Source organism: Tenacibaculum halocynthiae (assembly GCF_964512825.1).
Taxonomy (GTDB): Bacteria; Bacteroidota; Bacteroidia; order Flavobacteriales; family Flavobacteriaceae; genus Polaribacter; species Polaribacter halocynthiae.
On record NZ_CAZELG010000002.1, the window covers coordinates 58,751 to 85,638 of the forward strand.

Consider the following 26,888-nt stretch of genomic DNA (forward strand, 5'->3'; position numbering starts at 1 on the left):
GTATGTTAATTTTATATAATTATAAATTTATAGTAACAGTTCCTGATATTCTACTCGTATTATTATTAAGGCTAATGTCTCCTAAATTGTATAATGTTTGAAATTCTAAATTTTCAGACTTTCTGTATGATAAGTCAATTTTCATGTTACCAAAATTATAACCTAAACCAGCTGAGAACCCTTTGATATTATCTTTATTAACACTACCTCCTACAGCAGATAAAAGATTAGGGTTTTTCTCATAATGATAACCACCTCTAATGCTTAATCTGTCAAAACGCCATTCAGTACCAACATTTAATGCATGAGTAGCTCTAAATTGAGTGGCAAAATTTTGATTAGCTTCAATAAAAGCTGTATCATTTTCTCTATATTTTATATTTGGGTAATCTTTATAGGTGTAATCGAAACTTATCAATCCTTGTTTACCAAATATGTAGGCTCCACTTGCTGTTATTCTACTATTAGATTTGAATCTATAGATATATAATTCACTTATTAAATCACTTCCACCGTTTATTCCTAAATTAGATACATCTGATAGTGTTAAGTCATTTTTATAGTCCTCTGCTATCTCTTCATACCAAGTAGGAGTTTCGTAGGCTAAACCAACACGAATATTTTTATTTAATTTATATAGAAACCCTAAACTTAAGGACACACCGTTACCTTGTATATAAGAATCTATTCTGTTTTTTGCTTTTAATATATTTCCATTAGCATCATCATTCTCTTCGTTTAATAAAGCAACTCTGCTTAAATCTATATCATGAAAATTTAACGAGGCTCCCAAAAATAATTTGTTTTGATGAACTGCTGAGAAACCTAGATTGAAAACACTTGATTGTCCTGATTTTTCTACAGAATAACCTTGTTCAATAGAACCATCAAATTTATTTTTTGGTGAACTTGTATCGTTAAAATGTTCGCTATGAAATAAGAAACCGCTATTCCCTTTAACTGAATAAAAAGAGCTGTAATTACTTTTAATTTTATAATTAAAAGTAAGAGCAAAACGATTCCATTCTGAATTATACGCAGTATCAAAAGAAAGAATTGCGCCTGCCTGTGAAAGGTTGAAATAATCATTTTGTGAAGATGAAGAATTTCCGTAATACGAAGTTAAATAATCTGTATTTCGATTACTTAGGGTAGCCGAAGCAGTACTAATTTTTGATACAGAACTACCAGCAGGATTTATACTAAAAGCTGAAATATCACCACCTAAAGCTCCAAAAGCACCACTCATAGCTTCATATCTTGCTGTACCATAATTATCATCTTTTGAAAACAAAAGGCCTAAATCATTATAATCTAGTGATTGTGAATAGGCACTAAGAGATGATGCAATCGAAATTGCAACTATTAAAATTCGTTTCATGTTTCTTAATTTTTTTTAAATAAATTATCTTCTTCTGCTGCTAGAACTACTTCTTGAACTTCTCGATCCTGAGCTTCTAGAAGAGCTTCTGCTTGGAGTGTAAGAGCGAGTTGATCTACTACTAGATCTAGAAGGTGTGTAGCTTCTATTTGAACTTCTTTTTGTTCTTGATGGTGTGTAGCTTCTTGTATTACTTTTTGTAGATCGAGTATTAGCTCTTCTCGTAGGTTTATGTCCTCCAGTAGAATATTGTCTAGTTGTTCTAGTCTTTCTTACTGATCTTGTAGGTTTATGCCCTCCAGTTGAGTATTGTCTTGTTCTAGTTCTTCTTACTGATCTTGTTGACCTGTCACCTCTTGTTGTATTGTAGCTTCTTCTAGTTCTGTCATTTCTTGGACTACTAGCTGTTCTATTTGTTCTTGAGCTTCTTCGGTATACATTCGATGAACGTCTTGATCTAGATGTGTTTCGTGCACTATACCCTCGTCTACTACTATAATTTCTTCTAGAAGTAACTGCTCTATATGGGTTAGCACCTCTATTTGCTCTATAATAACGATTGTTAAAATAATTGTTTCTATAATATGGTGGACAATAAAAATTGTTGTTATTCCATCCTACATAAAAACCAGAGTAGTAATGACCATAATTATATGGGTGCCAGTATGAATTGTATCCCCAGTTGTTGTAGAAGCGAGAGCGCCACCATGGTCTATAATTATATCCATAATATGAGTCCCAACCCCAATCGTTATAGAATCCCCATCTTGGGTATGTGTTTACATTTATAACTACATCATTACTATTACTGTTATAGCCCCATGGATCATTTGAATTATAAGTAATGCGAGTTCTAGGAGTTTCCTCATCAATAACATCTTCTTCATAATCGTACTCACTAGTATCAGATCTGTAGTTTTCAATATCAGTAAAAACATCTGAGCCATTTAAATTTTCTAAACGTTCAACTTCTTTCCTAAAATAGTTTTCCTTATAATTATTGTATTCATTAGTGTCCATAACAACAACTTTACGTTGAGGTTCTTGGTTTTGAGTGCTTTCAATTTCATCATCATAAATACCATCACTGCTACTTACTGTTTGCATTGTACCACAAGAAACAAAGGAGGTTATTAAAAATAATGATAAGATGAATATGTAAGCTTTTGTTTTGAAGTATTGTGGTTTCATGTCTATTATTTTTAAGTTAGAACAATAAAATTATTTAAATGATTTTGCAAAAAACTATTTTTTGTTGGGCTTGTAGGCTTTTTAATGTAGTTTTGCACATACAATTTTACGCATAAAAGATAACAATATTTATGCCAAACTTTTGATTATGAGCAAACATTTAACAAAAAGAGCAGAAGACTACTCTAAATGGTATAACGAACTTATTGTAAAAGCCGATTTAGCTGAGAATTCAGCGGTAAGAGGTTGTATGGTGATTAAACCATATGGATATGCAATATGGGAAAACATGCAAGCAGAATTAGATAGAATGTTTAAAGAAACAGGGCACGAAAATGCTTATTTCCCTCTTTTTGTTCCCAAAAGTTTGTTTGAAGCTGAAGAAAAAAATGCTGAAGGATTTGCTAAGGAATGTGCTGTTGTAACTCATTACCGTTTGCAAAACGATCCTGATAATGAAGGGAAGTTACGCGTTGACCCTGAAGCTAAATTAGAAGAGGAGTTAATTGTACGCCCTACGTCAGAAGCAATTATATGGAGTACTTATAAAAAATGGATTCAGTCTCATAGAGATTTACCTTTATTAATTAATCAATGGGCAAATGTAGTTCGTTGGGAAATGAGAACACGCCTGTTTTTGCGTACTGCTGAATTTTTATGGCAAGAAGGGCATACTGCTCATGCTACAAAAGCTGAAGCTGTTTTTGAATCAAAACAAATGCAAGACGTGTATGCAAATTTCGCAGAAAACTTTATGGCAATGCCTGTTGTTAAAGGAGCAAAGTCTGAAAGTGAACGTTTTGCTGGTGCAGAAGCTACTTATACAATTGAGGCATTAATGCAAGATGGTAAAGCTTTACAGGCGGGAACTTCACATTTCTTAGGTCAAAACTTTGCTAAAGCATTTGATGTTAAGTATACGTCTAAAGAAGGTAAGCAAGAATACGTTTGGGCTACTTCATGGGGTGTTTCTACACGTTTAATAGGTGGTTTAATAATGACACACTCTGATGACGCAGGTTTAGTTTTGCCTCCAAAATTAGCACCTATCCAAGTTGTTATTGTTCCTATATATAAAGGAGAAGAACAATTAGACGCTATTTCTGAAAGAGTTAATGTGTTTGTTAAAGAGTTAAGAGGTAAAGGAGTTTCTGTAAAATTTGATACTCGAGATACAATGAGACCTGGTGCAAAGTTTGCTGAGTATGAACTTAAAGGTGTTCCTGTAAGAGTTGCCATAGGGAATAGAGACTTAGAAAATGGAACTGTTGAAGTTGCTCGTAGAGATACCTTTGAGAAGCAAACAATTAACCAAGTAGATTTAGTAGAGCATGTAACTAAATTATTAGAAGAAATACAAGAAAACCTATTTACTAAGGCTTTAAACTATAGAGACTCACATATCACTGAAGTTAATTCTTTTGAAGAGTTTAAAGAAGTTATAGAAAATAAAGGAGGTTTTGTTTCTGCTCATTGGGATGGGACAATTGAGACTGAAGATAAAATTAAAGAATTAACAAAAGCTACAATACGTTGTATAGCGAATGATGCTAAAAAAGAGGATGGAGTATGTGTTTTTACTGGAAAACCATCAACAGAAAGAGTTTTATTTGCTAAAGCATATTAAAAAAAATAAAAAAGGTTTGGTGTATATGAAAACAGTTTGTATATTTGCACCCGCAATCGCAAAATAGATTGTTTTGGTCCGTTCGTCTAGGGGTTAGGACGCCAGGTTTTCATCCTGGTAACACGGGTTCGATTCCCGTACGGACTACAATATTGTTTTAAGATTTAAGTTAAAAATTAAACCTTAAAAATATTAAAAATTAAAAAGAATTAATTGCAGGTATAAAAAAATATCTTATATTTGCACCCGCAATCATAAAGATTGTATTTGGTCCGTTCGTCTAGGGGTTAGGACGCCAGGTTTTCATCCTGGTAACACGGGTTCGATTCCCGTACGGACTACAAAGTTTTTTATAAACAATTAACGATTTTAGTATAATGGCAAATCATAAGTCAGCATTAAAGAGAATAAGAAGTAACGAAGCTAAGCGCTTAAGAAATAAATATCAGCATAAAACTACACGTAATGCTGTTAGAAAATTAAGAGCAAGTACTGATAAGAAAGAAGCTGAAGGGATGTTTTCATCTGTTGTTTCTATGTTAGATAAATTAGCAAAGAATAATATTATTCATAAAAATAAAGCAGCAAATTTAAAATCTAAATTAGCTAAGCACGTAGCAGCTTTATAAGAAATAAAATTACTTTAAGTAAAAGCGTTTTCATTTTCATGAAAACGCTTTTCTTGTTATATGTATGTTATATGTATGTTTTATTATGATTTTTTGGAGTTCTAGTCTTTTTTGTTAGTTGTTAATGGTGTTTTTTAAAAAGTATTTTCTTGAAGTGTATGCTTCTCTAGGTAGTTTTAAAGTAGATAGAAAAGAATTTCTTTAGCTTGTTATGGAACTTGTGTTTTCTAAACTCAATTTATAACTCTAAAGAACGTTTTATGTTACCAGTCATATTTCTTATGGGCATCTAATCGGATAAATATGAATAGAAGTAAAGTGAACCCCCATAGTGAGGAACCTCCATAACTAAAAAAGGGTAGAGGGATACCTATTGTAGGTAGAATCCCTATCACCATTCCAATGTTTACTAACACATGAAAAAATAGTATAGATGCAATACCATATCCATAAATTCTTCCAAATTTATTGGTATGCGTTTCAGCTAAAAAGATAATTCGATATAAGAGTAAAGTGAAAAGAATTATAACAAATGAACTTCCAAGAAACCCCCATTCTTCACTTACAGTACTAAAAATATAATCTGTATCTTGTTCAGGAACGAAATTACCTTGTGTTCTATCACCTTGTAAAAATCCTTTTCCTGTTAATCCTCCTGAACTAATTGTTAATTCTGATTGATAGGTGTTGTAACCAACTCCTCTGTTATCTTTTACTTTTCCTAATAATATGTCAAATCTATCTTTTTGATGCTGCTCTAAAATATTGTTATAAGTATAACCTATTCCAACAATAAAAAGACTAGTAAATACATATAAAAAAATAACTTTAAATATGTTAAATCTTAGGAAACGTTTGTTTTTATAAACAGCATATAAGGTGTAAAATGTAATAAATAATAAGCATGTTATTAAAACCCATTTTATGCCAAAATATATGGTTAATAAGAATAGTATTATAGATAATGCGCCTATTATAAAATAAGCAAGGGTAAGTCCCTCTCTATTGAGTACAAAGAAAAATGAAAAATAAATTAATACCGACCCCATATCTGGTTGCAATGCAATAAAAAATGCAGGAGTAAATATTATTACAAAGGCTTTTAATTGATTCTTTATAAGGTTTAGGTTATACTGTCTGTCACTCATTAACTTTGCAAGAGCTAAAGCTGTAAATGTTTTTGTAAATTCAGAAGGTTGAAGTCCTACACCTCCAAAATTATACCATGATGTAGCCCCATTTATTTTTTTACCAAAAACAAGAACACCAGCTAATATAATGACAGAAATTAAGTAAAGTAAGCTAGAAAATTTTTCATAAAATTTTGCGTTAAAAAATAAAACAAATATCATAATAGGTAAACTTAATGCTATCCATATAAGTTGTTTACCATATCTTGTTGAAAAATTGAAAACTTCACGAGTTTCTTCATTTGAAGAAGCTGCGTAAATGTTTAACCAACCAAAGCTTACTAATAAGATATAAAGAAGGATTAAAATCCAATCAATTTCTGCAAATATATTATTTCGTTCCTGTCGCAATAGTATCTTTTTTTGGAATTAGCTTTTCGTATACACTTTTAAGACTTAAGTCAAGCATTCTTTTTTCTATATGCTTTCTTGAAATTTTCCCTGTTAAATATTTCTCTATCAATAAACTGGTAATAGGAGCAGCTATTGTAGAGCCGTATCCTCCGTTTTCTATATACACAGCTAAGGCAATTTTTGGGTTGTCTTTAGGGGCAAAAGCAATTAAAATTGAATGATCAGGTAATTGTTCTTTTTTTCCATTAACTCGTATGAAATTTTCCGCAGTACCAGTTTTTCCGCAAATATCTAGTCCTTTTACCTGACTTGATTTAGCTGTTCCTCTAGTAAATACTTCATGCATTGCTTCAATAGCAATAGGGAAATGTTGTGGAGAAATTGTTGTGAATTTTTTAATTGTATATGTAGAATCCTTAATAGGAGAGGAGTTTATTTTTTTTACTATGTGAGGAGTGTAAAAGTATCCTTTGTTGGCAATGGCTGCAGTCATATTTGCTAGCTGCATTGGAGTGGTTTCTACCTCTCCCTGGCCAATAGCGTTTGATATTGTTGTAGTTGCTCCCCATCTAAATTTATTACGAGCATCATAAAATTTTGAATTTGGAATTCTCCCTTTTTGGCCAGTGGGTAAATCATATCCTAAATAATTACCTAAACCAAAACTTTTGACGTGTTTATTCCAGTTGTCTAAACCAATTTTTGAGTTTTCAGCTTTGTCAATTATCTTCCTATAAGCAGTACAGAAATAACTGTTACACGATTTAGCAATGGCAGTTTTTAATCTGATAGGACGACCTACTATACGACAATGACAGCCCATAAATTCATTTTTTCGTTTCCCATATCTGTAACCATGGTAACAACGTACAGAAAAATTCTCGTCAATAACACCTTCTTCTAAAGCAATCAAACCATTAATTATTTTAAAAGGTGATCCAGGGGCGTACATTGCTTGTAAACCTCTGTCAAATGTGGGCATGTTAATTTTGTCGTTAAATAATTTAACAGAATTCGGAGAACGTTTTCTACCTACTAACAAATTAGGGTCATATGAAGGAGCGGTAATAAGTGCTAAAATTTCTCCAGTATTGGGTTCTAAAGCAACTATACCACCTCTCTTACCTTGCATCAGTTGTTCACCATATTGTTGAAGATCACTGTCAATAGTTAAAGTTAAATCTTTACCAGCCACAGCTAAGGTATCGTATTTTCCATCTTTATATGAGCCAGTTATTTTATTAAGGTTGTTTCTTTTAAAATATTTTTTACCTTTAATACCTCTAAGAATTTTTTCATATTGTTTTTCAACACCTAACTTACCAATTAATTCACCTTGCTCGTAATAGTCACTTGTTTTTGCTATATATTCATTTACTTCACTAATAAAGCCTAAAACATTAGCTGCTGATTTTAATGGGTAATTACGAATGATACGTTTCTGGATGTAAAAACCTTTAAATTTTTGTAGTTTTTCCTGTAAAAAAGCAAAATCTTCTTTTGCAAGTTGTTTAAGGAATACTGAAGGTAGCCACCTAGCATATTTTACAGCTTTTTTAAATCTGTATTTAAAATTTTCTTTTGATATTTTAAGTAACGAACAGAATTGTATTGTGTCTAAAGGTTTTACATCTTTTGGAATTACCATTACATCATACGAAAGTTGGTTTGCTACAACAAGTTTGTTGTTTCTATCGTACACATAACCTCTTTCAGGGTAATCATACTCGACCTTAACAGTTGAACTTAAGGTAGGATTTGATTTTTTTCCATGAATGATTTGTAATTGAAAAAGTCTAAAAATATAAACTAAGCCAACAACTGTAATTAAAAAGAGTAATAAAAAACTTCGCTTCATGATAGCTTTTTTCTAAATATAAAACTTCCTAAGAAATACAGTACTAACGTAAATGTAGTTGATAATAGTGTATTGATAATAACATTTGAAAAATTATGTAAGCTAAAATTAATAAAACTGTATAAAATAAAGTGATGAATAATTGTTAAAATAGCTATATAATTAAAAGTTTTATCAAATGTTTCCAGTTTTAAATCGAATAAAAGATAATCGGATTCCGTTTTTTTAAAAATTGTTTTAACTAAAAATAATCGTATGTATGCAATAAAAAGTGTAGCAAAGGCATGAATACCACCAGAATTAGAAAAGAAATCTATACAAAGTCCCAATAGAAAACTAATTGTTAAAAAAGATATTCGTTTTTGATTTAATGGAAATATAAATACATAAGCTATATATATGTATGGGTTTACATGACCAAATAAAAGAATGTTATTTAAGATTAGTGTTTGTAGTAGTACAAAGAATATGAATAAAAATATAAGGTAAAGTGTTTTGTTCATTTTAATTCTCCACTTTTTTTATTTCGGTCTTATGAAAATTTGTAATAATATATATACTTCCTAAATTACTCATATCATTGAATAATTTTATATTAAGAGTATTCAAAGCAGATATTTTTTCAGGAACATTTTTTACAGTTCCAACTGGTATTCCCTCAGGAAATATAGTTGATTTACCACCAGTAATAATTGTATCTCCAATTTTATAAACTGCTTGGCGAGGAATATCTATTAATTGAACAGTGTTGTAATCTTTAGCGTCCCAAATAAGTGTGCCAAAGTGATGGCTGTTTTTGAAACGTACATTTATCTTACTATTTTTATTTAAAATTGATTGAACTCTAGCGTATTTACTATTAACATTTTCAGTTATACCAATTATTCCTTTGCTGTTTATTACAGCCATTTCAGTAGTAATATTGTTGCTTTTGCCTCTGTTAATTGTTATAAAATTATAAGGGGTATGGTAATCATTACTAGTAATTTTACCATTTATGTAGTAGTATTTTTGATTGAATTCTAAAGAATCTACTATAGTATTTATTTTCACAGTGTCAACTAAAGAATAAAGATTTTCTAGCTTATTTTTTAATAAAGTGTTTTCTTCTAAAAGTAAATTGTTTTCATTTTTTAAGTTCATATATTCATTAATGTTACTTATTTTGTGTAACAAACCACCAGATATAGTATTAGCAGAACTTATAAATTTACTTTTATGAAAAGAATGATTATTTATGATTAATGCAACAGCTATAATTTCTAGAAACAAAAAATATAAAAAGTGTTTATACTTTCTAAAGAAATAAATAAGCTGTTGCATAAATAATCAACTGATTTTATTTGATTAATACAGATTTGTATTTTTCAAGATTTTTTAAAGCAATTCCAGTACCACGAACAACTGCACGTAAAGGGTCTTCAGCAACATAAACAGGTAAATCTGTTTTTCTTGATAAACGTTTATCTAAACCTCTTAGCATTGAACCACCACCAGCTAAATAAATACCTGTATTATAGATATCAGCAGCTAATTCTGGAGGAGTCTTTGATAAGGTTTCCATTACAGCATCTTCTATGCGTAGTATAGATTTGTCTAGCGCTTTTGCAATTTCACGATAAGAAACTTGTACCTGCTTTGGTTTTCCACTTAATAAATCACGCCCTTGTACCATTATGTCTTCAGGAGGTGTATCTAAATCTTCAGTAGCAGAACCTATTTGGATTTTTATTTTCTCAGCAGTAGTTTCACCAACGTAAAGGTTATGTTGAGTTCGCATGTAATACATAATATCACTAGTAAACAAATCACCTGCAACTTTTACTGATTGATCACAAACAATACCTGCTAATGCTATAACAGCAATTTCAGTAGTACCTCCGCCTATATCAATAATCATATTCCCTTTTGGTTCCATAATATCAATACCTACACCAATAGCAGCAGCCATTGGTTCATAAATTAAATAAATTTCTTTGGCATTCATATGACGAGCAGAATCAATTACCGCTCTTTTTTCAACCTCAGTAATACCAGAAGGAATACATATAACCATTCTTAAAGATGGTGGAAAAAGCTTTTTCTTGATAGCAGGAATTTTTTTAACGAATTCCTTTATCATTTCTTCAGAAGCTTGAAAATCTGCAATCACTCCGTCTTTCAAAGGACGAATAGTTTTGATGTTTTCATGAGTTTTTCCTTGCATTCTATTGGCTTCATGACCAGTAGCTATAATTTTACCGGTCAATCTATTTCTAGCAACAATAGAAGGGCTATCTATAACTACTTTGCCATTGTGGATTATAAGTGTATTTGCAGTACCTAAATCTACTGCAATGTCTTCAGTCATAAAGTCGAAAAACCCCATAAAGTTTTGATGTTTTATCTAAAAATTGATGTATTCTCACAAATTTATAAAAAATATGAGTTGTTTTTACATCAAATACAATATTAATGTTTAAAATGTCTTGTTCCTGTAAAAACCATAGCAACATTGTTTTCATTACAATAATCAATGCTTAATTGATCTTTTATAGATCCACCAGGTTGAATTACACTTTTTACTCCAGCTTTATTCGCAATTTCTACACAATCAGGAAAAGGGAAAAAAGCATCACTAGCCATTACAGATCCATTTAAATCAAATCCGAAATTTGTTGCTTTTTCAATAGCTTGTCTTAATGCATCAACTCTACTTGTTTGTCCTGTTCCACTTGCACATAATTGATTGTTTTTAACTAAAACAATAGTATTAGATTTCGTGTGTTTACAAATTTTAGAAGCAAATAATAAATCTTTTAACTCGTTTTCAGAAGGTTTATTGTTAGTAGCATAAGATAAACCGTCAAGAGCGTCAGTAATATTATCTCTATCTTGAACTAAAGCTCCATTTAAACAAGTTCTAACTGTAGTTTTAGGTAACTCTATTTCTTTTTGAATTAAAAGAACTCTGTTCTTTTTTCCTTTTAAAATATCTAAAGCTTCATTTGTAAATGCTGGAGCAATTACCACTTCACAAAATAATTTATGAACTTCTTCTGCAGTTGCTTTATCAATTTCAGTGTTAGCTATTAAAATCCCTCCAAAAGCAGATACAGGATCACCAGCTAAAGCATCAACATATGCTTGATGTATTGTTTCTCTTTGAGCAAAACCACAAGCGTTATTATGTTTTAAAATAGCAAATGTAGGAGCTTCTCCTTTAAATTCATTCATTAAATTAACAGCAGCATCTACATCTAGTAGGTTGTTGTAACTTAATTCTTTTCCATGAAGTTTATCAAACATTGCATCTAAATCTCCAAAGAAATAACCTTTTTGATGTGGGTTTTCTCCATAACGTAAAATTTTACCTTCAGTTTCACTGATCTTTAAAGCAGCTTCTTCATCATCTGCATTGAAATAATTGAAAATAGCAGTATCATAATGAGAAGAAACATTAAAAGCTTTGGCAGAAAACTTTTTTCTTTCAGAGATAGATGTTTCTCCATTATTGTTAGTGATAGTTGCTAAGAATTCGTCATATTGTTCCATAGAAGAAACAATTACTGTGTCTTTAAAGTTTTTTGCAGCAGCCCTAATTAATGAAATACCACCAATATCAATTTTTTCGATGATATCTTGTTCAGGTGCTCCTGAGGCTACTGTTTTTTCAAATGGGTATAAATCAACAATTACTAGGTCTAATTGAGGAATTTGGTATTCTTGCATTTCAGCAATGTCTCCTTCATGGTCTTGCCTGTTTAAAATACCGCCAAAAACTTTTGGGTGAAGTGTTTTTACTCTTCCTCCTAATATTGAAGGGTAAGAAGTAACATCTTCAACAGGTATTACATTTATACCTAAATCTTTAATAAATTTTTCTGTTCCTCCTGTAGAATAAATAGTAACGTTTAACTCGTTAAGTTTTTTTACTATAGGTTCTAATCCATCTTTATGAAAAACAGATATTAGTGCAGATTTAATAGTTTTTGTATTGTTCATTTTGTTGTGTTGTGTTAAACTCACAAAATTACTAAAAGCTACGTGCTTTTACAATAAATGTATTTAACTTTTTTAATTAAAAAAACGCTATCGAAAGTTAATGTCTTTAGATAGCGTTTTTAAACAACAAAATGGAGAATAGGTTTGCTATTCTGCATTTTCCAGAAAATTCCTAAACCAATTAGTGAATTTTTCTATAAATGTTTGTTGTGATCTTGTTTGAGTATTACTATCACTCAAAGCAGCATAAGAGGGGAAATCTCTATTACTCATAATTTAAGGGGTTAAAAATGTTAATAAAGTTGTTAATAAAATTTCATCAAAGAAAGTAAAAAAAACTTTAATAATCAAATGTTTACGAGTTTTTATACGAAACTAGCTACTTTTTCACAAGTAAATTCTAATAATTCTTCATCTTTTGCTGTAAAAGGGTTAACGGTATGTGAATCAATGTCTATTTGTCCAATGTTTTCATTATTAACAAAAATTGGAATTACAATTTCTGATTTTACTTTCCATCCACATGAAATATAGTTAGTCTGTTCTTTTACATCTTGAACAACGAAGTTTTGATTACTCACAGCTACCTGTCCACAAATTCCTTTTCCAAAAGGTATGATTGTGTGTTCAGTTTCTTCTCCGTTATATTGAGCTAGTTTTAATTCATCTTTATCTCCGTTCTTGAAATAAAAACCTACCCAATCATAATAAGAGATTTCAGAAGCTAAAAAATCACATATTTGTTGTAGTTTTTCTTCTTTAGTTGAATTTTCTTCTGAAATTTCTGTAATTCTATTTTTTAAGTTTTGTAAATTTCCCATGTTATATATTAATTCAGTACTTTATTCGAAAAAAGGGTTAAAAACTTACAAAAATAGGTTTAAGAAATGTTTTTGAGAAATATTTCTAATTTTTTGTAAATTTGCATTGTAAATGAAATCGTTACTATATAAAATATCATCATTGTTTCTAGCTTTATTGCTAGTGTTTTCTACTATATCTTTTACAGTAGAGAAGCATTTTTGTGGTGATTTTTTAATTGATGTTTCATTTTTAGGGGATGCTGATTCATGTAAAGGAGAGGCTCAGAAAAGCTGTGATGGAGAATCAGTAATTGTTAAAAAGAAATGTTGTAAAGATGAATTAGCTCATATAAAGGGGCAAGATGACATAAAAAAAACTGCAAATGAAAAAATAACCTTTGAGCAACAAAAGTTTATTATAGCTTTCAGTATTTCTTACAAACTTTTATTTGAAAGTTTAGAAAAGCAGTTTATACCTCATAAAAATTATTCACCACCCAAAATAATTCGAGACATCCAAGTGTTGAACGATGTTTTTATCATATGATTTTGCAATTCTTTTTTAGAATAAAGAGAGTTATTGCAAAATTTTAAATGATATAAAACAACAATGAAGAAATTTATATTCAGTATTTGTATACTGTATACAATAGTATCATTCTCACAAAATACTTTTAAGGGAATGATTATGGATAAAAACAATCCGAAAGATAATTTAGGAATTTATGGAGCTTCTGTATATTGGCTTAATACAGATATAGGAGCTACAACAAATGAAAAAGGTTGGTTTACTATTCCTTATAAAAAAGAATACAAAAAATTAGTAGTTAGTTTTGTAGGTTACAAAACAGATACACTAATAATTAATAGTTTAAAACCTATTCATCACTTTTTAAAAGAAGAAAATTTTTTAGAAGAAGTAGCTATTAATTCTAAAAAACAGGCTACTCAAAAATCATATTTACAGGCGCAAAATTTAATAACTATTAATAGTGAAGAATTGCTAAAAGCTGCTTGTTGCAATTTGGCAGAAAGCTTTGAAACGAATCCGTCGATTGATGTGAATTTTTCTGATGCACTTACTGGAACTAAGCAAATACAAATGTTGGGTTTAACGAGCCCTTATTTATTGATTACTCAAGAAAATATTCCATCAATAAGAGGAGCTTCTCAGGCTTTTGGACTTACGTTTACACCTGGTACTTGGGTTGAAAGTATTCAGATAACTAAAGGAGCAGGGAGTGTTGTTAATGGTTTTGAGAGTATATCAGGACAAATTAATACAGAACTGGTTAAACCTTTTTCGGATAATAAATTTTTTATTAACGCATATGGTGCATTAGGAGGAAGGCTAGAGTTAAATACTCATTTTAATCAAAAGATTACTGACAAATGGCAAACAGGTTTGTATATACATGGCAATCATAGAGGGCAACGATTTGATAAAAATGGTGATGGTTTTCTTGATAATCCATTGTCTGATCAAATTAATGTAATGAATCGCTGGCAGTATACAGATGCAGAAAAAGGATGGGTTAGTTTTACAAATTTCAGGTATTTAAAAGATACTAAACAATTGGGACAAGTTAATTTTAAGCCCGAATTAGATAAGGGAACTAAAAATGCTTGGGGAAGTGAAATAGCTACTAAAAGATTTGAAGTCTCAACTAAATTGGGGTACGTTTTTCCAGAATTACCTTTTCAAAGTTTTGGATTTCAAATGGCTTATAGTAATCATAACCAAGAGTCTTATTTTGGTTTGAGAGATTATGATATTAAACATCAAAGTTTTTATAGTAGTTTGTTGTTTAATTCAATTATTGGTGATACTAGACATAAATTTAAAACTGGAATTAATTTTATGTATGATAATTATGATGAGCTTGTAGGAGATTATAACGGAATAGTAAGTATTAATAATAATTATGAAAGAAGTGAAAATGCTATAGGAGCTTTCTTTGAATATGCTTATGATAATTCTGATGATATTAGTGTTACAGCTGGAGTAAGAGTTGATAATCATAATTTGTTAGGAACATTTTTAACACCAAGATTACATGTAAGATATACACCTTGGGAAAAAGGGGTACTTAGAACATCAATTGGAAGAGGGAAGAGAAGTGCTAATATTTTTGCTGAAAGTCAACAAATGTTTGCATCATCAAGAAGTATAAATATAGGAAGTAATGACGGGAGAATTTATGGTTTAAACCCTGAAATAGCTTGGAATTATGGTTTTTCTTTTTTACAAGGGTATAAGTTATTTGGGAAAAAAGGTGATGTTACTTTAGATTTTTACCAAACAAGTTTTGAGAATCAGGTAGTAGTTGATTGGGAAAATCCACAAGAAATTTCGTTTTATAATTTGGAGGGCAGAAGTGTTGCAAATAGCTTTCAGTTAGAGGTAAATCAAAATATAATACCTTATTTTAATGTAAGGGTGGCATACAAAGTATATGATGTGACTACTGACTATAAAAAAGGGAATTTAACAAAACCGTTACAGGCTAAAAATCGTTTTTTCACGAATGTTTCTTATGAAACTCTTGAGAGTAGTAATGGGGCAAAATGGAAATTTGATGTAACTTACAATTGGTTAGGGAAGCAAAGGTTACCGAATACACAAAGTAATCCTATTCGATATCAATTGCCAGCATTTGCTAAAAGTTATAGTTTATTAAATGCTCAAATTACTAAAGTGTTTTCAAAAAGATTTGAGATTTATGCTGGTGCTGAAAATATTACGAATTATAAACAAAAGAGTCCTATAGTTGGGAGTGATGATCCTTTTGGGGCGAATTTTGATACAACAATTGTGTATGCTCCTATTTTTGGAAGTAATTATTATACGGGGCTTCGATTTAAAATAAATTAAATAATAAACTTTTATAAAATTAAATTAATACAGATGAAAAAAATATTTTTAATACTTACAGTTTTATTTTTAAGTGTGCCGATGTCAGCGCAAAAAAAGAAAAAGAATGCAAAAGCTACTTTTAAAGTTGATGGAGTTTGTATGATGTGTAAGAAACGTATAGAAAAAGTGGCATTGAGTACCAAAGGAGTAAAGTATGCGGTGTGGAATGTTAAGTCACATGATTTAAGTTTGATTTTTGATGAGCGTAAAGTTGATCTTAAAGCTATAAAACAACGAGTGGCCAAAGTAGGACATGACACAAAAGAAATAAAAGCTACTACAGAAGATTATGATAACTTGCACCCTTGTTGTAAGTATAGAGAAGAAGAAGTAAGAGAAGATCATAAAAAATAAGAGTGCTTATTTTGTTTTTTCACCATATTTATCCATGATTTCTTTTTTACTATTAACTTGAAGTTTCTCGTAAATGTTTCTTGTATGTGTTTTTATAGTATTAATAGAAAGAAATAATTCGTCAGCAATAGAAGCGTAACTCTTTCCTTTAGAAAGTAATGTTAATACTTCATTTTCTCTCTCTGATAATTCTTTTTCATGTGGTAATTGAAAAGACTCTACAACTTTTCTAGCTATATTACTGCTCATTGGTGCACCTCCACTACAGGTTTGTTCTAGAGCAGTAATTAGTTCTTTTGGTGAAATATTTTTATTAAGGTAACCTACAGCTCCTGCACATAGTGCATCAAAAATAAACTTAGAATTTTCATGAACTGAAATTATAATTGGTAAAATTGAAGGTTTTTTCTTTTTAATTTCTTTAATAGTTTCTATTCCATTGATACCTCCCAGTTGTATGTCTACAAGCATAATGTCAGCACTATTTTTATTGTTGATGAATTCAATAGCTTTTTCACCAGATAAAAAAGCGCCCGTAACTTTAAATTTATCAGAAGAGTTAATTATTTCTTTAAAAGATTCTAAAATACTTTCGTGATCTTCAATAATTATTATGTTTAGTTTATTCATTTTTTAGATTATTAAGGGTTCCTGTAAAAATTATTTTCACACCATTTTTAGTGTAGATATGAATTTTTTGATTTAACGATTCTGCTCTGAACTTCATGTTTTGAATTCCATTTATTCGTTTTAACTTGTTAATATTAAAACTCTTTCCATTGTCTTCTAAAATGATTTTTAAAATATTTTTTTGAATATTGAAAGTTAAAAATACTTTTGTAGCATAACTGTGTTTTAAAGAATTAGTCATGGCTTCTTTAAAAATTAAAACCAATTGTTTACTCCAATAAAATGGAAGTTCTATTTTTTGATTGCTTAAGTTGTGATTGGAGTAAAATCTAATAGTTGAGTTTTCAAATAAGCTTTCACCAAAATCATTTAAATATACTTGGAGCTGTTGTAAATCATCATTTTTATGGTCTAAAGCCCAAACAAAATCTTTCATCCCGTGGTATAAATAATCGGCATCTTTTTTTATTTGTTTTAGCTTTTTTTCTTGAGTTTCTATGTCTTTTTTGTAGTTTGTGTCTGTTAATAAGTTTGAAGTTATTGAAATGCTGGCTAATTTGTTACCTAGTTCATCGTGAAAATCTCTTGCAACATTTTTTCTAACTTCTTTTAAAGCTTTTTGAAGTTTTTCTTTTTCTTCAATGTTTTTGTTAAGTTTTTTATTCTTTTTTATACTCTTTTGTAATACATAGATCAATAATAATACAATTGCACCGAGAAGTAGTACTGTAATTGTTACGTAAAACCATGTTTGTTGATGCCAAGGATAGGTTATTTTAAACTGATAAGATTTTGAGTATTTCCAATTACTAAGGCTGTCTTTGAACCTAAATTTGATATTGTATTTGCCTTGCTTTGTGTTTTTAAAATCTAAATTGTTACTTGATGTTTTTATCCAAGGATTATCATTTAGTTGATAGGCAAGGGTTATTGATTTAGGGTTAATGTAATTAATAGTATTAAGATAAAAGCTGCTTTTATTCTGCTTTACTAGAAGTTTAGTATTGCATTGAGAGGAAAAAGGTTTAATATTATTAAATTTAAAAAGGCCTCTGTTGCCAGTAACATATATGTGGTTATTTTGTTCAGTGATTTTAGTAACAAAAGTAGACTGTTGTCCAAGTTCTTTCTCAATACTTAGAAATAAATTATTTGTAAATACGTTTAGCCCTTTTTGAGTAGCAACCCATAAAACGCCATGAGAATCTATATGGATGTCATTTATATGATTGCTTAGTAATCCTTGTTTAGTTGTAAATCTAATGGTTTTTTTAGGGGTTACCTTAAATAATCCCATATTGCTTGCTACCCAAGCAGTATCTTTTTGTATGTATAGATCACTAAAAACTCCGTTAGTAAACTTTTTATTTATTCTATTCCAAGAAGTAATTTCATTTTTAAAAGGAGGAGTAATATTTATAATACCTCCTTTTCCGTATAATGCTATAATTGAATTGTTATATAATGAGGCAGTTCTTATGTAGGAATCGTGAATTTTATTTATAACTGTTTTTGTATTGATTCCTTTTTTTGTTGAACTAAACAGGTTTCCCTTTAGTTCAATTAAAGTAGAATCAATGTTAAAATTAAAACATTTTGAATGTTTATAGGATATATTATTTGTTCCTAGATGTTTTTGATTAGGGTTGAATAAAGATGAAATGATGGTGATTTTTCTTTTCCTTTTATTAATTTGTAGTGCTTCAGCATGTGTTGGTACTACTTTTTTAGATGTAATATGATTGTTAGTGAATTCATAAATCATATTAGTGGCCAAAACAATTAAGTTGTTATTTGTATTGGTTATATCTTTTAAATCTGGGTTAATAAATACTTCTTTACCAAAAAAAGTATTAGTAGTTCTTGGTAGAAAGTAAACGCCTTGACCATAAGTTGTTATCCAAAGGTTTTTTCCTAAGTCAAATAAAAAGTCTGAAATTAAACTGTTTATAGCAAGTTTTTGAGAAAGATTTGTTAGTAAGTTATTGTCCCAATCATACATATAAATTTTTTGTGTACCATCTTTATAATTTTTAGAAACAAAATATAATTTTTGATTTATAACTTTAAGTTGAATTATTATTTCATTTTTAATAGGTATTTTTTTTTGTGAAACCAGTGATTTTTTTTCGTTAAAAACAAATACATGGTTGTGTGAAGCAGCAAACAAATAGTTACTAGATATGGTTATTGAATGGACTTCCCTAGAATTTAGTTTTGAGTATTTATTTTTTTTTAAAGAATAACCATCAAAAACAAAAATTCCTTTTAAAGGTTTAATGGTTTTCGGAGTATTTCTATTTCCAGAAGCAAATAAAAATAATTTATTATTAAGAAATGTTTCACTAAAAGAGTATGATTTTGATTGCCTAGAAGCTTTCTTAAAACTTATTTTAGGTTTTTTGAGAATAGAATCTTCTATTATTATGGCCGTTTTTTTCCAGTTACGTTTAGTGTTGTATAAGTATAAACTGTTACTGAAATCTCCAAAAATAATAGAATCATTAAGCTTATATACGTTTCTTACTTTGGTAACCTTATTGTTTTCTTGAGGTATAAGTTTAATACTATCATTTTTTAATTGATGTATACCTGCTCCCCAAGTCGCTAATAAATATTTATTAGAATTTTCTTCAAAAATATCTATTACAAAATTAGAATGTAAGCCGTTTTCATAAGTGTAATTAGTAAATTCAGAGCCATTAAATTTTGTTAATCCATCATCAGTTCCTATCCATATATGTCCTTGTTTGTCTTGTATAATTTGATAGGTTATATCATGAGGTAATCCGTTTTCAGCTGTATAGTGTTTGTATACGGGTTGTTGTGAGTAGCTAACTGCTACAAATAAACTAACTACAAATGTTGTTAGAAGTATTTTTTTTGTAGAAGCTATTTTTTTCAGCATGTTGATTTAAAATGGGGATACAAATATCTGTAAAAAAAGAGACTTAAAATCACCCTTTATGGGTGAGTTAATAAAGGTAGTGTAGAACTACTTTTGAAGCTTTATAATTATGTGTTTGAAAAATATAAATTGAGTAAAGTTTTTTCTAGCTGTATTTAAAATGAAGGGGTAAATGCAGTAATTAAAAACCGAGTGTAATAGCTCGGTTTTTTTGATTGTTATTTTAAAAAAAAAGTGTTGAAGTTTTAACTTTCAACACTTTTGTAAATATTTTATAACATTTGTAAGTTGTTAACTTCTAATTGTGTTAATTCACGCCATCTACCTCGAGGTAAATTCTTTTTTGTCATACCTGCAAAAACAACACGGTCTAGCTTTGTAACGGTATATCCAAAATGTTCAAATATTTTACGAACAATACGGTTTCTTCCTGAGTGTATTTCAATACCTACTTCAGTTTTCTTCTCACCTTGAACGTAAGATACTGCGTCAATAAAAACTTTTCTACCTTCAATAATAACTTCTCCTCTTAATTTTTCTAAATCAGACATGGTTAGTTTTTTATCTAATGAAGCATGATAAAGTTTACGAACGTTATGTTTTGGATGAGTTAGTTTTTTTGCTAATTCACCATCATTAGTAAAAAGTAACAATCCAGTAGTATTTCTATCTAATCTGCCAACCGGATAAATTCTTTCTTTAGTAGCATTGTTTATCAACTCCATAACCGTTTTTCTACCACGGTCATCTTCCATAGTTGTAATATAGTTTTTAGGCTTGTTTAAAATAATATAACGTTTCTTTTCCATAGAAATAAGTGTACCGTCAAAACGAACTTCGTCATTCGGTTGTACCTTATATCCCATTTCAGTTACTAGTTTACCGTTTATAGTAACACTACCATGTTCAATATATGTATCAGCTTCTCTACGTGAACAAATACCTGAGTTAGAAATGTATTTGTTTAAACGAATACCCGTGCTTTCACTCTTTTTTTGTGAAGGTTTATTCGTAGGTTTTGGTTTTCTAAAATCTTTTTTAAATTGACCTTTACTTTGAGGATTGCTGTTACTTCCAGCTTGTCGTCCTCTCGACGAGTTTTTTGAATTCATAATTGCTTTTTAAAATGCGGGCAAATGTACGTTAATTATTTGATTTTTAATCTAGAACATTAACCACTTTGTCTAATATTAATGTTTTGTCAATGAAAAGTAGGCTAAAAACACCTATTAATAATAAGAGTTTCAAAATGTTGTGTAATAATCGATATTGGTTTTTTTGAGATGCTTTAAAGGTATAAAAACCAACAAAAATTAATATGAAAGAAGCTAAATAAAAATAATATTTCATATAAGTTATTGCGGGGTAATTGAATAAAATAGCTACAGGTATTAATGTTAAAACTAACAATAAAATAATTGTTTTTTTTGCGTTGCGTTCTCCATACTTTACAGGAAAAGTGTTGTAGTTATTTGCAATTGCTCCTTTAATGTTTTCCAAATCCTTAATGATTTCACGAACCATAATAACTAAAAAAAGAAAAAAAGCATGTATGAAAATTACTTTTGAAAAATTTTTAAAATGAATAAAAATTGAAAAAAAGGGAAGTATGGTTAGAATAGTAGCGGTTACTAAACCAATTAATGGATGTTTTTTTAGTTTATGGGAATAAAGCCAAATAGCAAAGATGTAGAAGGCAAAAAAGAAAGCTGCACGCCATGAAACAAGCCAGCCAAAACAGAAACCAATAAAGTTTAATAAAAAATATAAAGAAAGTTTTGTTTCTTGCTTTACGTAAGAATCTAATCCAGTTTTAATGGGTCTATTAATCCTATCAGCTTTAACATCGTAAAAATTATTAATGATATATCCAGATGCAACAATACAAATAGTAGCAAGTACTAGGTAAAATAAGTGCGAATCAAAAATAACAAGTTTAAGTGATTTTTTTTCTGAAAAAATAAAAATAGCAGCCAAATATTGGGCTGCTACTAATACTAATATGTTATATCCTCTAATTACAGATAAGAGACTAAATAATTTATAAAAAAGTGAGTTTGCTTTGGGGGTACTCATCGCAACAAAATCATTTAAAAACGATACACTAATTCTAACTTATAGTCTTTTAAACTGCTTTTAGCCTTTTCAAAATCTTTAGTGAAACCTAAAATGTATCCACCTCCACCTGATCCGCAAAGTTTCAGGTAGTAATCGTTTGTTTGTATTCCTTTTTCCCAAACTCTATGAAATGCAGTAGGTATCATAGGTTTAAAGTTAGTGAATACAACTTTGGATAATTTTTTTACGTTTCCAAATAATGATTTAATGTTTCCTTGTAAAAAATCATCTATACAAGCATCAGTATGAATAGAGAATTCTTCACTTAACATTTTTCTAAAGCCTTCATTTTTCATTTTATTCATGAAAATGTTAACCATAGGTTCAGTTTCTCCTATTTGTTCTGAATCTAATAAGAAAACAGCTCCCTTTCCTTCTTTCTGAGAAGGTATGCCAGTAGCCTCTATATTTTCTTTAGAGTTGATTAAAATAGGTAAACTTAAATAAGAGTTTAAAGGATCTAACCCAGAACTTTTACCATGGAAAAAAGACTCCATTAAAGAAAAAGTTTGTTTTAAGGTTAAAAGCTTATCTCTAGTTAAGTTTTCTAAAACTGTAATCTTGTTATTTGCATATTTGTCATAAATAGAAGCAACTAACGCACCAGAACTTCCAACTCCGTATCCTTGAGGGATTGATGAGTCAAAATACATTCCGTTGTCAATGTCATTTTTAAGACTTTCAACATCAAAAGAAACTTCATCAGAAGATAAGTTAACTAAGTAATTATAGAAATTAGCTAAACTTTCGTTTGATTTCTTTGCTTCTCCTGTTAAGTTTTTAGCAGATTTTAAAGCACCTTTATAAGAGTTAAAAGGAATTGCTAATCCTTTAGAATCTTTAATGATACCATATTCTCCGAAGAGTAAAATCTTTGCATAAAATAAAGGTCCTTTCATAGATGTTTAATTATAATGCAAAAGTACAAGTAAAAGGTCTAGTTTACAATTTATTAGTAAACGTTTTTGTAAAAAGTTTTCCAAACACCTGCTTTTTTGTTGTTTTTGTATTTGCCTTTCTCTTTTATTTTACCGTTTTTGTAATAAACCTTCCAAATACCTTCTCGTTTGCCTTCTTTATATTTACCTTGTTCTTTGAGCTCGCCAGTTTTGTAAAAAACTTTACGAACTCCATGAAGTTTACCGTTTACATAATTGGCTTTATGCCATGTTTTACCATTTGAATGAAAGTAAGTTACTAATCCATCAAAATGCTCTTCTCCCGACTCTTTAGTAGTGCTAAATCCTTCCATTTGCACTTGTCCGTTTTCAAAGTAATCTATTATCCAGTAACCATTTTTAATTTTTTTTGGTGATGGACGATAGTACTCGCCTTTGTCCTTAGTTGTCTTTTGCCAATTGGCGTCGAACCATACTGTTTCCTGGGCTGTTAATGATAAAGTAAAAAACCCAACAAACACTACGATAAGTAATGTTGAAGTTTTCATAATATTAAGGGAATTAAATTTATGAGGTTTGTGCACCTAACCCCGTATTATCACAAATATACTGATTTTTTTGGCAATATTTTAACAAATCAGTTTTTATAAAATCTTCAACTGCTTGTTTTTCAGCTTTTGGGTAGAGAATATGCACGTTTGCGCCTGCATCTAAGGTAAAGCAAATATTACTTTTAGTGGCTAATCTGTATTCCCAGATCTTATTAATTATTTCTAAAGTGTTAGGTTTCATTAATATAAAGTAAGGGTTACTTGTGAGCATCATTGCATGTAGTGTTAATGCTTCACTTTCTACTAAATTAATGAACTCTTTAATGTTTCCTTCTTGTAATATTATAGATAATTTATCTAAGTTCTCATTTGCTTGTTTAAAGCGTTGCTCTGCATATGGGTGATTATGCATTAAGTTATGACCAACAGTACTAGATACTTGTTTTTCACCTTTATCAACTAATAAAATACTATCTTGATAATCTTTAAAAATAGGGTGTACTTCGTATGGAAATTTGATACCAAATAAATCAGAGCTACCTTTTATTTTTGGATGTTCACCCCAAACAACCATTGGCCCTTCAATACTTCTACTTGCACTTCCTGAACCTAAACGAGCTAAAAAAGAAGCTTTTTTATTTAAACACTCTAATGATAAGCTAGGCGTTAACTCTTTTTCTAAACTCATTAAACACATAGCTATAGCACTCATTCCACTTGCTGATGAAGCAATCCCACTACTGTGAGGGAATGAGTTTTCTGAATTGATAACCATTGAATATTCTAAAATATAAGGGCAGTATTTTTCAATTCTACTGAAAAACTTAGCTATTTTTGGTTTAAAGTCATCTTTTTTATTTCCTTCAAAATATAATTCAAAGTTAGCTTCAGTAACTTTTTTTGTTTTTGTAAACTCAATAGTAGTAATTGTATGACAATTATTTAGCGTAAAACTAATAGAAGCATTTTTAGGTAGTTGAGGTTCTGTTTTTCCCCAATATTTAACTAAGGCTATATTACTCGGTGTTTTCCAAGTGTACGTTGCCTTTTCTATTGTATTTCTAGTCTCCTTAAATATAAAATCAGATATGTTCAATGTCAAAAATTTTGACAAAGATAATTGTTTAACACTAAATAGAATTTAATTTATTCAAGACCTCTTCTTTATAGCTACGACTAATTGGAATTGCTTTTTTATTAATCTCTATGTATTCATTAGTGTAAGAATTAATAGATGAAATTGAAATGATAAAAGAACGGTGTATTCGTAAAAATGAAGTAGTTGGTAATTTGGTCTGGATATTAGTAATGGTTTCTCTAGTAACTATCATTTTGTTTTTGGTGTGGATTTTAATATAGTCACTTAAGCTTTCTATGTAAAGAATAGAATCAAAATCTATTTTAAGCATTTTTCTATCTACTCGAACAAAAATAAAATTGTTATTTGTGAATGATTTGTTTTCTATGGGGTGATTTTTTAAAGTAGATGGAATTTCAAGAAATTTATTAACAGCTTGAAGAAACCTATCAAAGGCTATTGGCTTTAATAAGTAATCAATAGCCTGTAAGTCAAATCCGTCTGCTGCATATTCACGATAGGCAGTAGTAAAAATTATTTTTGTTTTTTTATGAGTAGATTTAGCTAATGATAGCCCTGATATTTCTGGCATGTTAATGTCTAGAAAAAGTAAGTCAACATTTTTATCATTTATTAAGTTTAATGCTTCTATGGCACTTGAGCAACTTTTAATAAGGTTTAAATTTGTGATTCTTGTAATATAAGTTACTAGTATTTCACGAGCCATTGGCTCATCGTCAACAATAATACAATTAACTTTCCTATTCATTCTTAAGTAGTATTTTTAATTGGGCTGTAAAGAGATTATTTGAGAAAGAAGTTGATAAATCAAATTTATCTTTATAAACCATATTTAATCTTTTTTTTATGTTTTCTAATCCAATTCCTCCTTTTTTAATATTCTCATTTTTTGCTGTGTTGTAAATATCAAAAATTAATTCAGAATTGGTTGTTTTTAAAAAGATAGATATTTCTAGTGCGCCATTCTTTTGACTACCATGTTTAAAAGCATTTTCAACAAAAGGTAATAAGAGCATTGGAGAAATTTGAACATGATTATTATATGTTTCCTTTTGAAAATCAATGATTAAACGCTCTTGGAAGCGCATTTTCTCTAAAGAAACATAATCTTCAATATGTTGAATTTCGTCAGACAATAAAACTTTAGGTTTTTCTACTTGATATAAGATATAATCTAATAGATTAGATAACTTTAGAATCATATCTGGAGCTTCATCTGCTTTTTTTAGTGTGAAACCATATAGAGTATTAAGTGTGTTGAATAAAAAATGTGGATGGATTTGCATTTTCAAAAACTTTAACTCCTGTTCTTTAAGTTGTAATTGTGTTTCTAGAAATTTGTTTTTTAAATCTTCATTTTTTAATGTTGATTTATAATGATGTGCTATTAAACCTAGCATTATAACAATAAGTATAACAAAATAAACACCTAAGATTATTATTGGGAGACTTTTAGTTAAAGGTATTGAGTTTTCTGGAGTTAAACTAGCTGAAAAAATAACTCCATAAAAAACTGAAAATAAGATAAGAAAAAAAGAGATTATTAAAGAGTATACTGTATATAATAAAAAGAAATATTGTTTTTTTGAAAGTAGATAATTAGGAATTAAATAAAAATAAAAATAATAACCTATTACAATTGTTATAGGCATTAAATAGAATGAAAATTTGTTTACATATTTTATATTGCTACTACCATATCCTAAAAAATAAGTATAAAAAAAGTACACACCAATCCAGAATAACAAGTGTATTAAGATATTAATTAAGATTTTAACTAACGAAAAATATTTTTTCATAAGAGTACAATAATACCTTTTTTATTTAAATGCATTGTTTTTTGCGATGAAATTCAAAATAAAGACGTGATATTGCATATAAGATTAATAACGTTGCTATATAAGCTTCAATTAGTAGTTTGTCTTTGTAAAACATTCAATCGTCGCAATCTAAAAAAAGAACAATAAACTATTTTTAGATTTGAAACATAATAACTTAAAAAACTTAAAACTATGAATTTCTTATTTATGAATATATTATATGAAGGAGGACCTGAATTTATGTATCCAATGATGATATTGTTAATTTTGTGTATAATCTTACTTATAAAATCTTTTATGGATGGTGATAAAAAAGGCAAAAAACAAAAAATAATAGGACATTTAAGTTTGTTTACTTTGGTTTGGGGATTTTTAGGGTTTATGATAAATATGATTTGGGCTTTTGATTCGATTTCAATAGCTACAGGAATACATCATTCAGTTTTAGCAGTTGGTTTAAAAGAAGCATTGTTAAGTCCCACTTTTGGAATGTTAGTATTTTTAATTGTTAGAGTAGGGCTTATAGCTTTAAACTTAAAAAAACAACACTAGTTAATAACTAATCACATACAAAA

General features: G+C 29.3%; 25 protein-coding genes and 2 tRNA genes. 8 read left to right on the top strand and 19 right to left on the bottom strand.

The annotated features are described in order from the left end of the window. Positions 1 to 19: 19 nt before the first annotated feature. On the bottom strand, positions 20 to 1,381 hold the full coding sequence (locus tag ACKTTQ_RS00290) for an OmpP1/FadL family transporter (protein ID WP_408048120.1): 1,362 nt from the start codon (positions 1,379 to 1,381) through the stop codon (positions 20 to 22). Positions 1,382 to 1,405: 24 nt separating this feature from the next. Further along, a complete protein-coding gene (locus ACKTTQ_RS00295) occupies positions 1,406 to 2,572 on the bottom strand; it encodes a hypothetical protein (protein WP_408048121.1) in 1,167 nt (388 codons plus the stop codon). Between the two features lie 148 nt (positions 2,573 to 2,720). Here ACKTTQ_RS00295 and proS point away from each other — a divergent pair, with 148 nt between their 5' ends. The 4 genes from proS to rpsT all read left to right on the top strand — a co-directional run bounded on the left by proS (position 2,721) and on the right by rpsT (position 4,828). Continuing rightward, the gene (proS, locus tag ACKTTQ_RS00300; protein WP_408048122.1) at positions 2,721 to 4,199 is read left to right on the top strand and encodes a proline--tRNA ligase; all 1,479 of its coding nucleotides are present in this window, start codon (positions 2,721 to 2,723) and stop codon (positions 4,197 to 4,199) included. Between the two features lie 75 nt (positions 4,200 to 4,274). Continuing rightward, positions 4,275 to 4,346: transfer RNA gene (locus ACKTTQ_RS00305), tRNA-Glu, on the top strand. A gap of 122 nt (positions 4,347 to 4,468) precedes the next feature. After that, positions 4,469 to 4,540, top strand: a tRNA-Glu gene (locus ACKTTQ_RS00310). A 36-nt stretch (positions 4,541 to 4,576) separates the two neighbouring features. Beyond that, a complete protein-coding gene (rpsT, locus tag ACKTTQ_RS00315; protein WP_408048123.1) occupies positions 4,577 to 4,828 on the top strand; it encodes a 30S ribosomal protein S20 in 252 nt (83 codons plus the stop codon). A gap of 263 nt (positions 4,829 to 5,091) precedes the next feature. On the opposite strand, the gene rodA is transcribed toward rpsT, so the two are convergent. The 8 genes from rodA to ACKTTQ_RS00355 form a co-directional block, all read right to left on the bottom strand. Then, positions 5,092 to 6,369 carry a rod shape-determining protein RodA gene (rodA, locus tag ACKTTQ_RS00320; RefSeq protein WP_113786964.1) on the bottom strand — a complete coding sequence of 426 codons (1,278 nt, stop codon included), beginning with the start codon at positions 6,367 to 6,369 and terminating at the stop codon, positions 5,092 to 5,094. Beyond that, positions 6,350 to 8,230, bottom strand: a complete 1,881-nt coding sequence (mrdA, locus tag ACKTTQ_RS00325) for a penicillin-binding protein 2 (RefSeq protein ID WP_408048124.1) — start codon at positions 8,228 to 8,230, stop codon at positions 6,350 to 6,352. Before mrdA ends, rodA begins: the two co-directional genes overlap by 20 nt. Beyond that, positions 8,227 to 8,733, bottom strand: coding sequence for a rod shape-determining protein MreD (gene mreD, locus ACKTTQ_RS00330; RefSeq protein ID WP_113786966.1), 507 nt, complete (start codon positions 8,731 to 8,733; stop codon positions 8,227 to 8,229). The genes mrdA and mreD overlap by 4 nt, the downstream gene beginning before the upstream one ends. Position 8,734: 1 nt before the next feature. Then, a complete protein-coding gene (gene mreC, locus ACKTTQ_RS00335; RefSeq protein ID WP_408048125.1) occupies positions 8,735 to 9,553 on the bottom strand; it encodes a rod shape-determining protein MreC in 819 nt (272 codons plus the stop codon). Between the two features lie 16 nt (positions 9,554 to 9,569). Then, entirely contained in the window at positions 9,570 to 10,598 is a 1,029-nt protein-coding gene (locus ACKTTQ_RS00340) for a rod shape-determining protein (protein ID WP_093868675.1), read from the bottom strand. Between the two features lie 83 nt (positions 10,599 to 10,681). Next, on the bottom strand, positions 10,682 to 12,214 hold the full coding sequence (purH, locus tag ACKTTQ_RS00345) for a bifunctional phosphoribosylaminoimidazolecarboxamide formyltransferase/IMP cyclohydrolase (protein WP_093868676.1): 1,533 nt from the start codon (positions 12,212 to 12,214) through the stop codon (positions 10,682 to 10,684). A 147-nt stretch (positions 12,215 to 12,361) separates the two neighbouring features. Then, entirely contained in the window at positions 12,362 to 12,487 is a 126-nt protein-coding gene (locus ACKTTQ_RS00350) for a hypothetical protein (RefSeq protein WP_255405063.1), read from the bottom strand. Between the two features lie 92 nt (positions 12,488 to 12,579). After that, positions 12,580 to 13,035, bottom strand: coding sequence for a GAF domain-containing protein (locus ACKTTQ_RS00355; protein ID WP_113786969.1), 456 nt, complete (start codon positions 13,033 to 13,035; stop codon positions 12,580 to 12,582). A gap of 112 nt (positions 13,036 to 13,147) precedes the next feature. Here ACKTTQ_RS00355 and ACKTTQ_RS00360 point away from each other — a divergent pair, with 112 nt between their 5' ends. The 3 genes from ACKTTQ_RS00360 (at position 13,148) to ACKTTQ_RS00370 (ending at position 16,288) form a co-directional block, all read left to right on the top strand. Beyond that, entirely contained in the window at positions 13,148 to 13,564 is a 417-nt protein-coding gene (locus tag ACKTTQ_RS00360) for an HYC_CC_PP family protein (protein ID WP_408048126.1), read from the top strand. Positions 13,565 to 13,627: 63 nt separating this feature from the next. Continuing rightward, positions 13,628 to 15,892, top strand: a complete 2,265-nt coding sequence (locus ACKTTQ_RS00365) for a TonB-dependent receptor (protein ID WP_408048127.1) — start codon at positions 13,628 to 13,630, stop codon at positions 15,890 to 15,892. Positions 15,893 to 15,925: 33 nt separating this feature from the next. Then, complete coding sequence (locus ACKTTQ_RS00370) at positions 15,926 to 16,288, top strand: heavy-metal-associated domain-containing protein (RefSeq protein WP_408048128.1); 363 nt, start codon at positions 15,926 to 15,928, stop codon at positions 16,286 to 16,288. 6 nt (positions 16,289 to 16,294) lie between these two features. On the opposite strand, the gene ACKTTQ_RS00375 is transcribed toward ACKTTQ_RS00370, so the two are convergent. The 9 genes from ACKTTQ_RS00375 to ACKTTQ_RS00415 form a co-directional block, all read right to left on the bottom strand. Continuing rightward, the gene (locus tag ACKTTQ_RS00375; RefSeq protein ID WP_113786972.1) at positions 16,295 to 16,918 is read right to left on the bottom strand and encodes a response regulator; all 624 of its coding nucleotides are present in this window, start codon (positions 16,916 to 16,918) and stop codon (positions 16,295 to 16,297) included. Then, positions 16,911 to 19,826, bottom strand: a complete 2,916-nt coding sequence (locus tag ACKTTQ_RS00380; RefSeq protein WP_408048129.1) for a ligand-binding sensor domain-containing protein — start codon at positions 19,824 to 19,826, stop codon at positions 16,911 to 16,913. The genes ACKTTQ_RS00375 and ACKTTQ_RS00380 overlap by 8 nt, the downstream gene beginning before the upstream one ends. Positions 19,827 to 20,098: 272 nt before the next feature. Then, positions 20,099 to 20,938, bottom strand: coding sequence for a pseudouridine synthase (locus ACKTTQ_RS00385; protein WP_176974317.1), 840 nt, complete (start codon positions 20,936 to 20,938; stop codon positions 20,099 to 20,101). 46 nt (positions 20,939 to 20,984) lie between these two features. Continuing rightward, entirely contained in the window at positions 20,985 to 21,902 is a 918-nt protein-coding gene (locus ACKTTQ_RS00390; protein ID WP_093868684.1) for a geranylgeranylglycerol-phosphate geranylgeranyltransferase, read from the bottom strand. 14 nt (positions 21,903 to 21,916) lie between these two features. Then, entirely contained in the window at positions 21,917 to 22,843 is a 927-nt protein-coding gene (locus tag ACKTTQ_RS00395) for a mevalonate kinase family protein (protein ID WP_093868685.1), read from the bottom strand. Between the two features lie 53 nt (positions 22,844 to 22,896). Then, a complete protein-coding gene (locus ACKTTQ_RS00400) occupies positions 22,897 to 23,391 on the bottom strand; it encodes a toxin-antitoxin system YwqK family antitoxin (protein WP_093868686.1) in 495 nt (164 codons plus the stop codon). Between the two features lie 19 nt (positions 23,392 to 23,410). Then, entirely contained in the window at positions 23,411 to 24,490 is a 1,080-nt protein-coding gene (locus tag ACKTTQ_RS00405; RefSeq protein WP_408048130.1) for a diphosphomevalonate/mevalonate 3,5-bisphosphate decarboxylase family protein, read from the bottom strand. Positions 24,491 to 24,524: 34 nt separating this feature from the next. After that, positions 24,525 to 25,241 carry a LytR/AlgR family response regulator transcription factor gene (locus tag ACKTTQ_RS00410; protein WP_408048131.1) on the bottom strand — a complete coding sequence of 239 codons (717 nt, stop codon included), beginning with the start codon at positions 25,239 to 25,241 and terminating at the stop codon, positions 24,525 to 24,527. Next, entirely contained in the window at positions 25,234 to 26,145 is a 912-nt protein-coding gene (locus ACKTTQ_RS00415; RefSeq protein WP_233487155.1) for a sensor histidine kinase, read from the bottom strand. Before ACKTTQ_RS00415 ends, ACKTTQ_RS00410 begins: the two co-directional genes overlap by 8 nt. A 360-nt stretch (positions 26,146 to 26,505) precedes the next feature. On the opposite strand from ACKTTQ_RS00415, the gene ACKTTQ_RS00420 reads away from it, so the two are divergent. Further along, positions 26,506 to 26,865, top strand: coding sequence for a hypothetical protein (locus ACKTTQ_RS00420; RefSeq protein ID WP_299136893.1), 360 nt, complete (start codon positions 26,506 to 26,508; stop codon positions 26,863 to 26,865). Positions 26,866 to 26,888: the final 23 nt, after the last annotated feature.

What these genes read in the sequence shown, in the direction of transcription:
- ACKTTQ_RS00290 (WP_408048120.1), bottom strand. Translation starts at nt 1,381, where the DNA reads ATGAAACGAATTTTAATAGTTGCAATTTCGATTGCATCATCTCTTAGT.
- ACKTTQ_RS00295 (WP_408048121.1), bottom strand. Translation starts at nt 2,572, where the DNA reads ATGAAACCACAATACTTCAAAACAAAAGCTTACATATTCATCTTATCA.
- proS (WP_408048122.1), top strand. Translation starts at nt 2,721, where the DNA reads ATGAGCAAACATTTAACAAAAAGAGCAGAAGACTACTCTAAATGGTAT.
- rpsT (WP_408048123.1), top strand. Translation starts at nt 4,577, where the DNA reads ATGGCAAATCATAAGTCAGCATTAAAGAGAATAAGAAGTAACGAAGCT.
- mrdA (WP_408048124.1), bottom strand. Translation starts at nt 8,230, where the DNA reads ATGAAGCGAAGTTTTTTATTACTCTTTTTAATTACAGTTGTTGGCTTA.
- mreD (WP_113786966.1), bottom strand. Translation starts at nt 8,733, where the DNA reads ATGAACAAAACACTTTACCTTATATTTTTATTCATATTCTTTGTACTA.
- mreC (WP_408048125.1), bottom strand. Translation starts at nt 9,553, where the DNA reads ATGCAACAGCTTATTTATTTCTTTAGAAAGTATAAACACTTTTTATAT.
- ACKTTQ_RS00340 (WP_093868675.1), bottom strand. Translation starts at nt 10,598, where the DNA reads ATGGGGTTTTTCGACTTTATGACTGAAGACATTGCAGTAGATTTAGGT.
- purH (WP_093868676.1), bottom strand. Translation starts at nt 12,214, where the DNA reads ATGAACAATACAAAAACTATTAAATCTGCACTAATATCTGTTTTTCAT.
- ACKTTQ_RS00350 (WP_255405063.1), bottom strand. Translation starts at nt 12,487, where the DNA reads ATGAGTAATAGAGATTTCCCCTCTTATGCTGCTTTGAGTGATAGTAAT.
- ACKTTQ_RS00355 (WP_113786969.1), bottom strand. Translation starts at nt 13,035, where the DNA reads ATGGGAAATTTACAAAACTTAAAAAATAGAATTACAGAAATTTCAGAA.
- ACKTTQ_RS00360 (WP_408048126.1), top strand. Translation starts at nt 13,148, where the DNA reads ATGAAATCGTTACTATATAAAATATCATCATTGTTTCTAGCTTTATTG.
- ACKTTQ_RS00365 (WP_408048127.1), top strand. Translation starts at nt 13,628, where the DNA reads ATGAAGAAATTTATATTCAGTATTTGTATACTGTATACAATAGTATCA.
- ACKTTQ_RS00370 (WP_408048128.1), top strand. Translation starts at nt 15,926, where the DNA reads ATGAAAAAAATATTTTTAATACTTACAGTTTTATTTTTAAGTGTGCCG.
- ACKTTQ_RS00375 (WP_113786972.1), bottom strand. Translation starts at nt 16,918, where the DNA reads ATGAATAAACTAAACATAATAATTATTGAAGATCACGAAAGTATTTTA.
- ACKTTQ_RS00380 (WP_408048129.1), bottom strand. Translation starts at nt 19,826, where the DNA reads ATGCTGAAAAAAATAGCTTCTACAAAAAAAATACTTCTAACAACATTT.
- ACKTTQ_RS00385 (WP_176974317.1), bottom strand. Translation starts at nt 20,938, where the DNA reads ATGAATTCAAAAAACTCGTCGAGAGGACGACAAGCTGGAAGTAACAGC.
- ACKTTQ_RS00390 (WP_093868684.1), bottom strand. Translation starts at nt 21,902, where the DNA reads ATGAGTACCCCCAAAGCAAACTCACTTTTTTATAAATTATTTAGTCTC.
- ACKTTQ_RS00395 (WP_093868685.1), bottom strand. Translation starts at nt 22,843, where the DNA reads ATGAAAGGACCTTTATTTTATGCAAAGATTTTACTCTTCGGAGAATAT.
- ACKTTQ_RS00400 (WP_093868686.1), bottom strand. Translation starts at nt 23,391, where the DNA reads ATGAAAACTTCAACATTACTTATCGTAGTGTTTGTTGGGTTTTTTACT.
- ACKTTQ_RS00410 (WP_408048131.1), bottom strand. Translation starts at nt 25,241, where the DNA reads ATGAATAGGAAAGTTAATTGTATTATTGTTGACGATGAGCCAATGGCT.
- ACKTTQ_RS00415 (WP_233487155.1), bottom strand. Translation starts at nt 26,145, where the DNA reads ATGCCTATAACAATTGTAATAGGTTATTATTTTTATTTTTATTTAATT.
- ACKTTQ_RS00420 (WP_299136893.1), top strand. Translation starts at nt 26,506, where the DNA reads ATGAATTTCTTATTTATGAATATATTATATGAAGGAGGACCTGAATTT.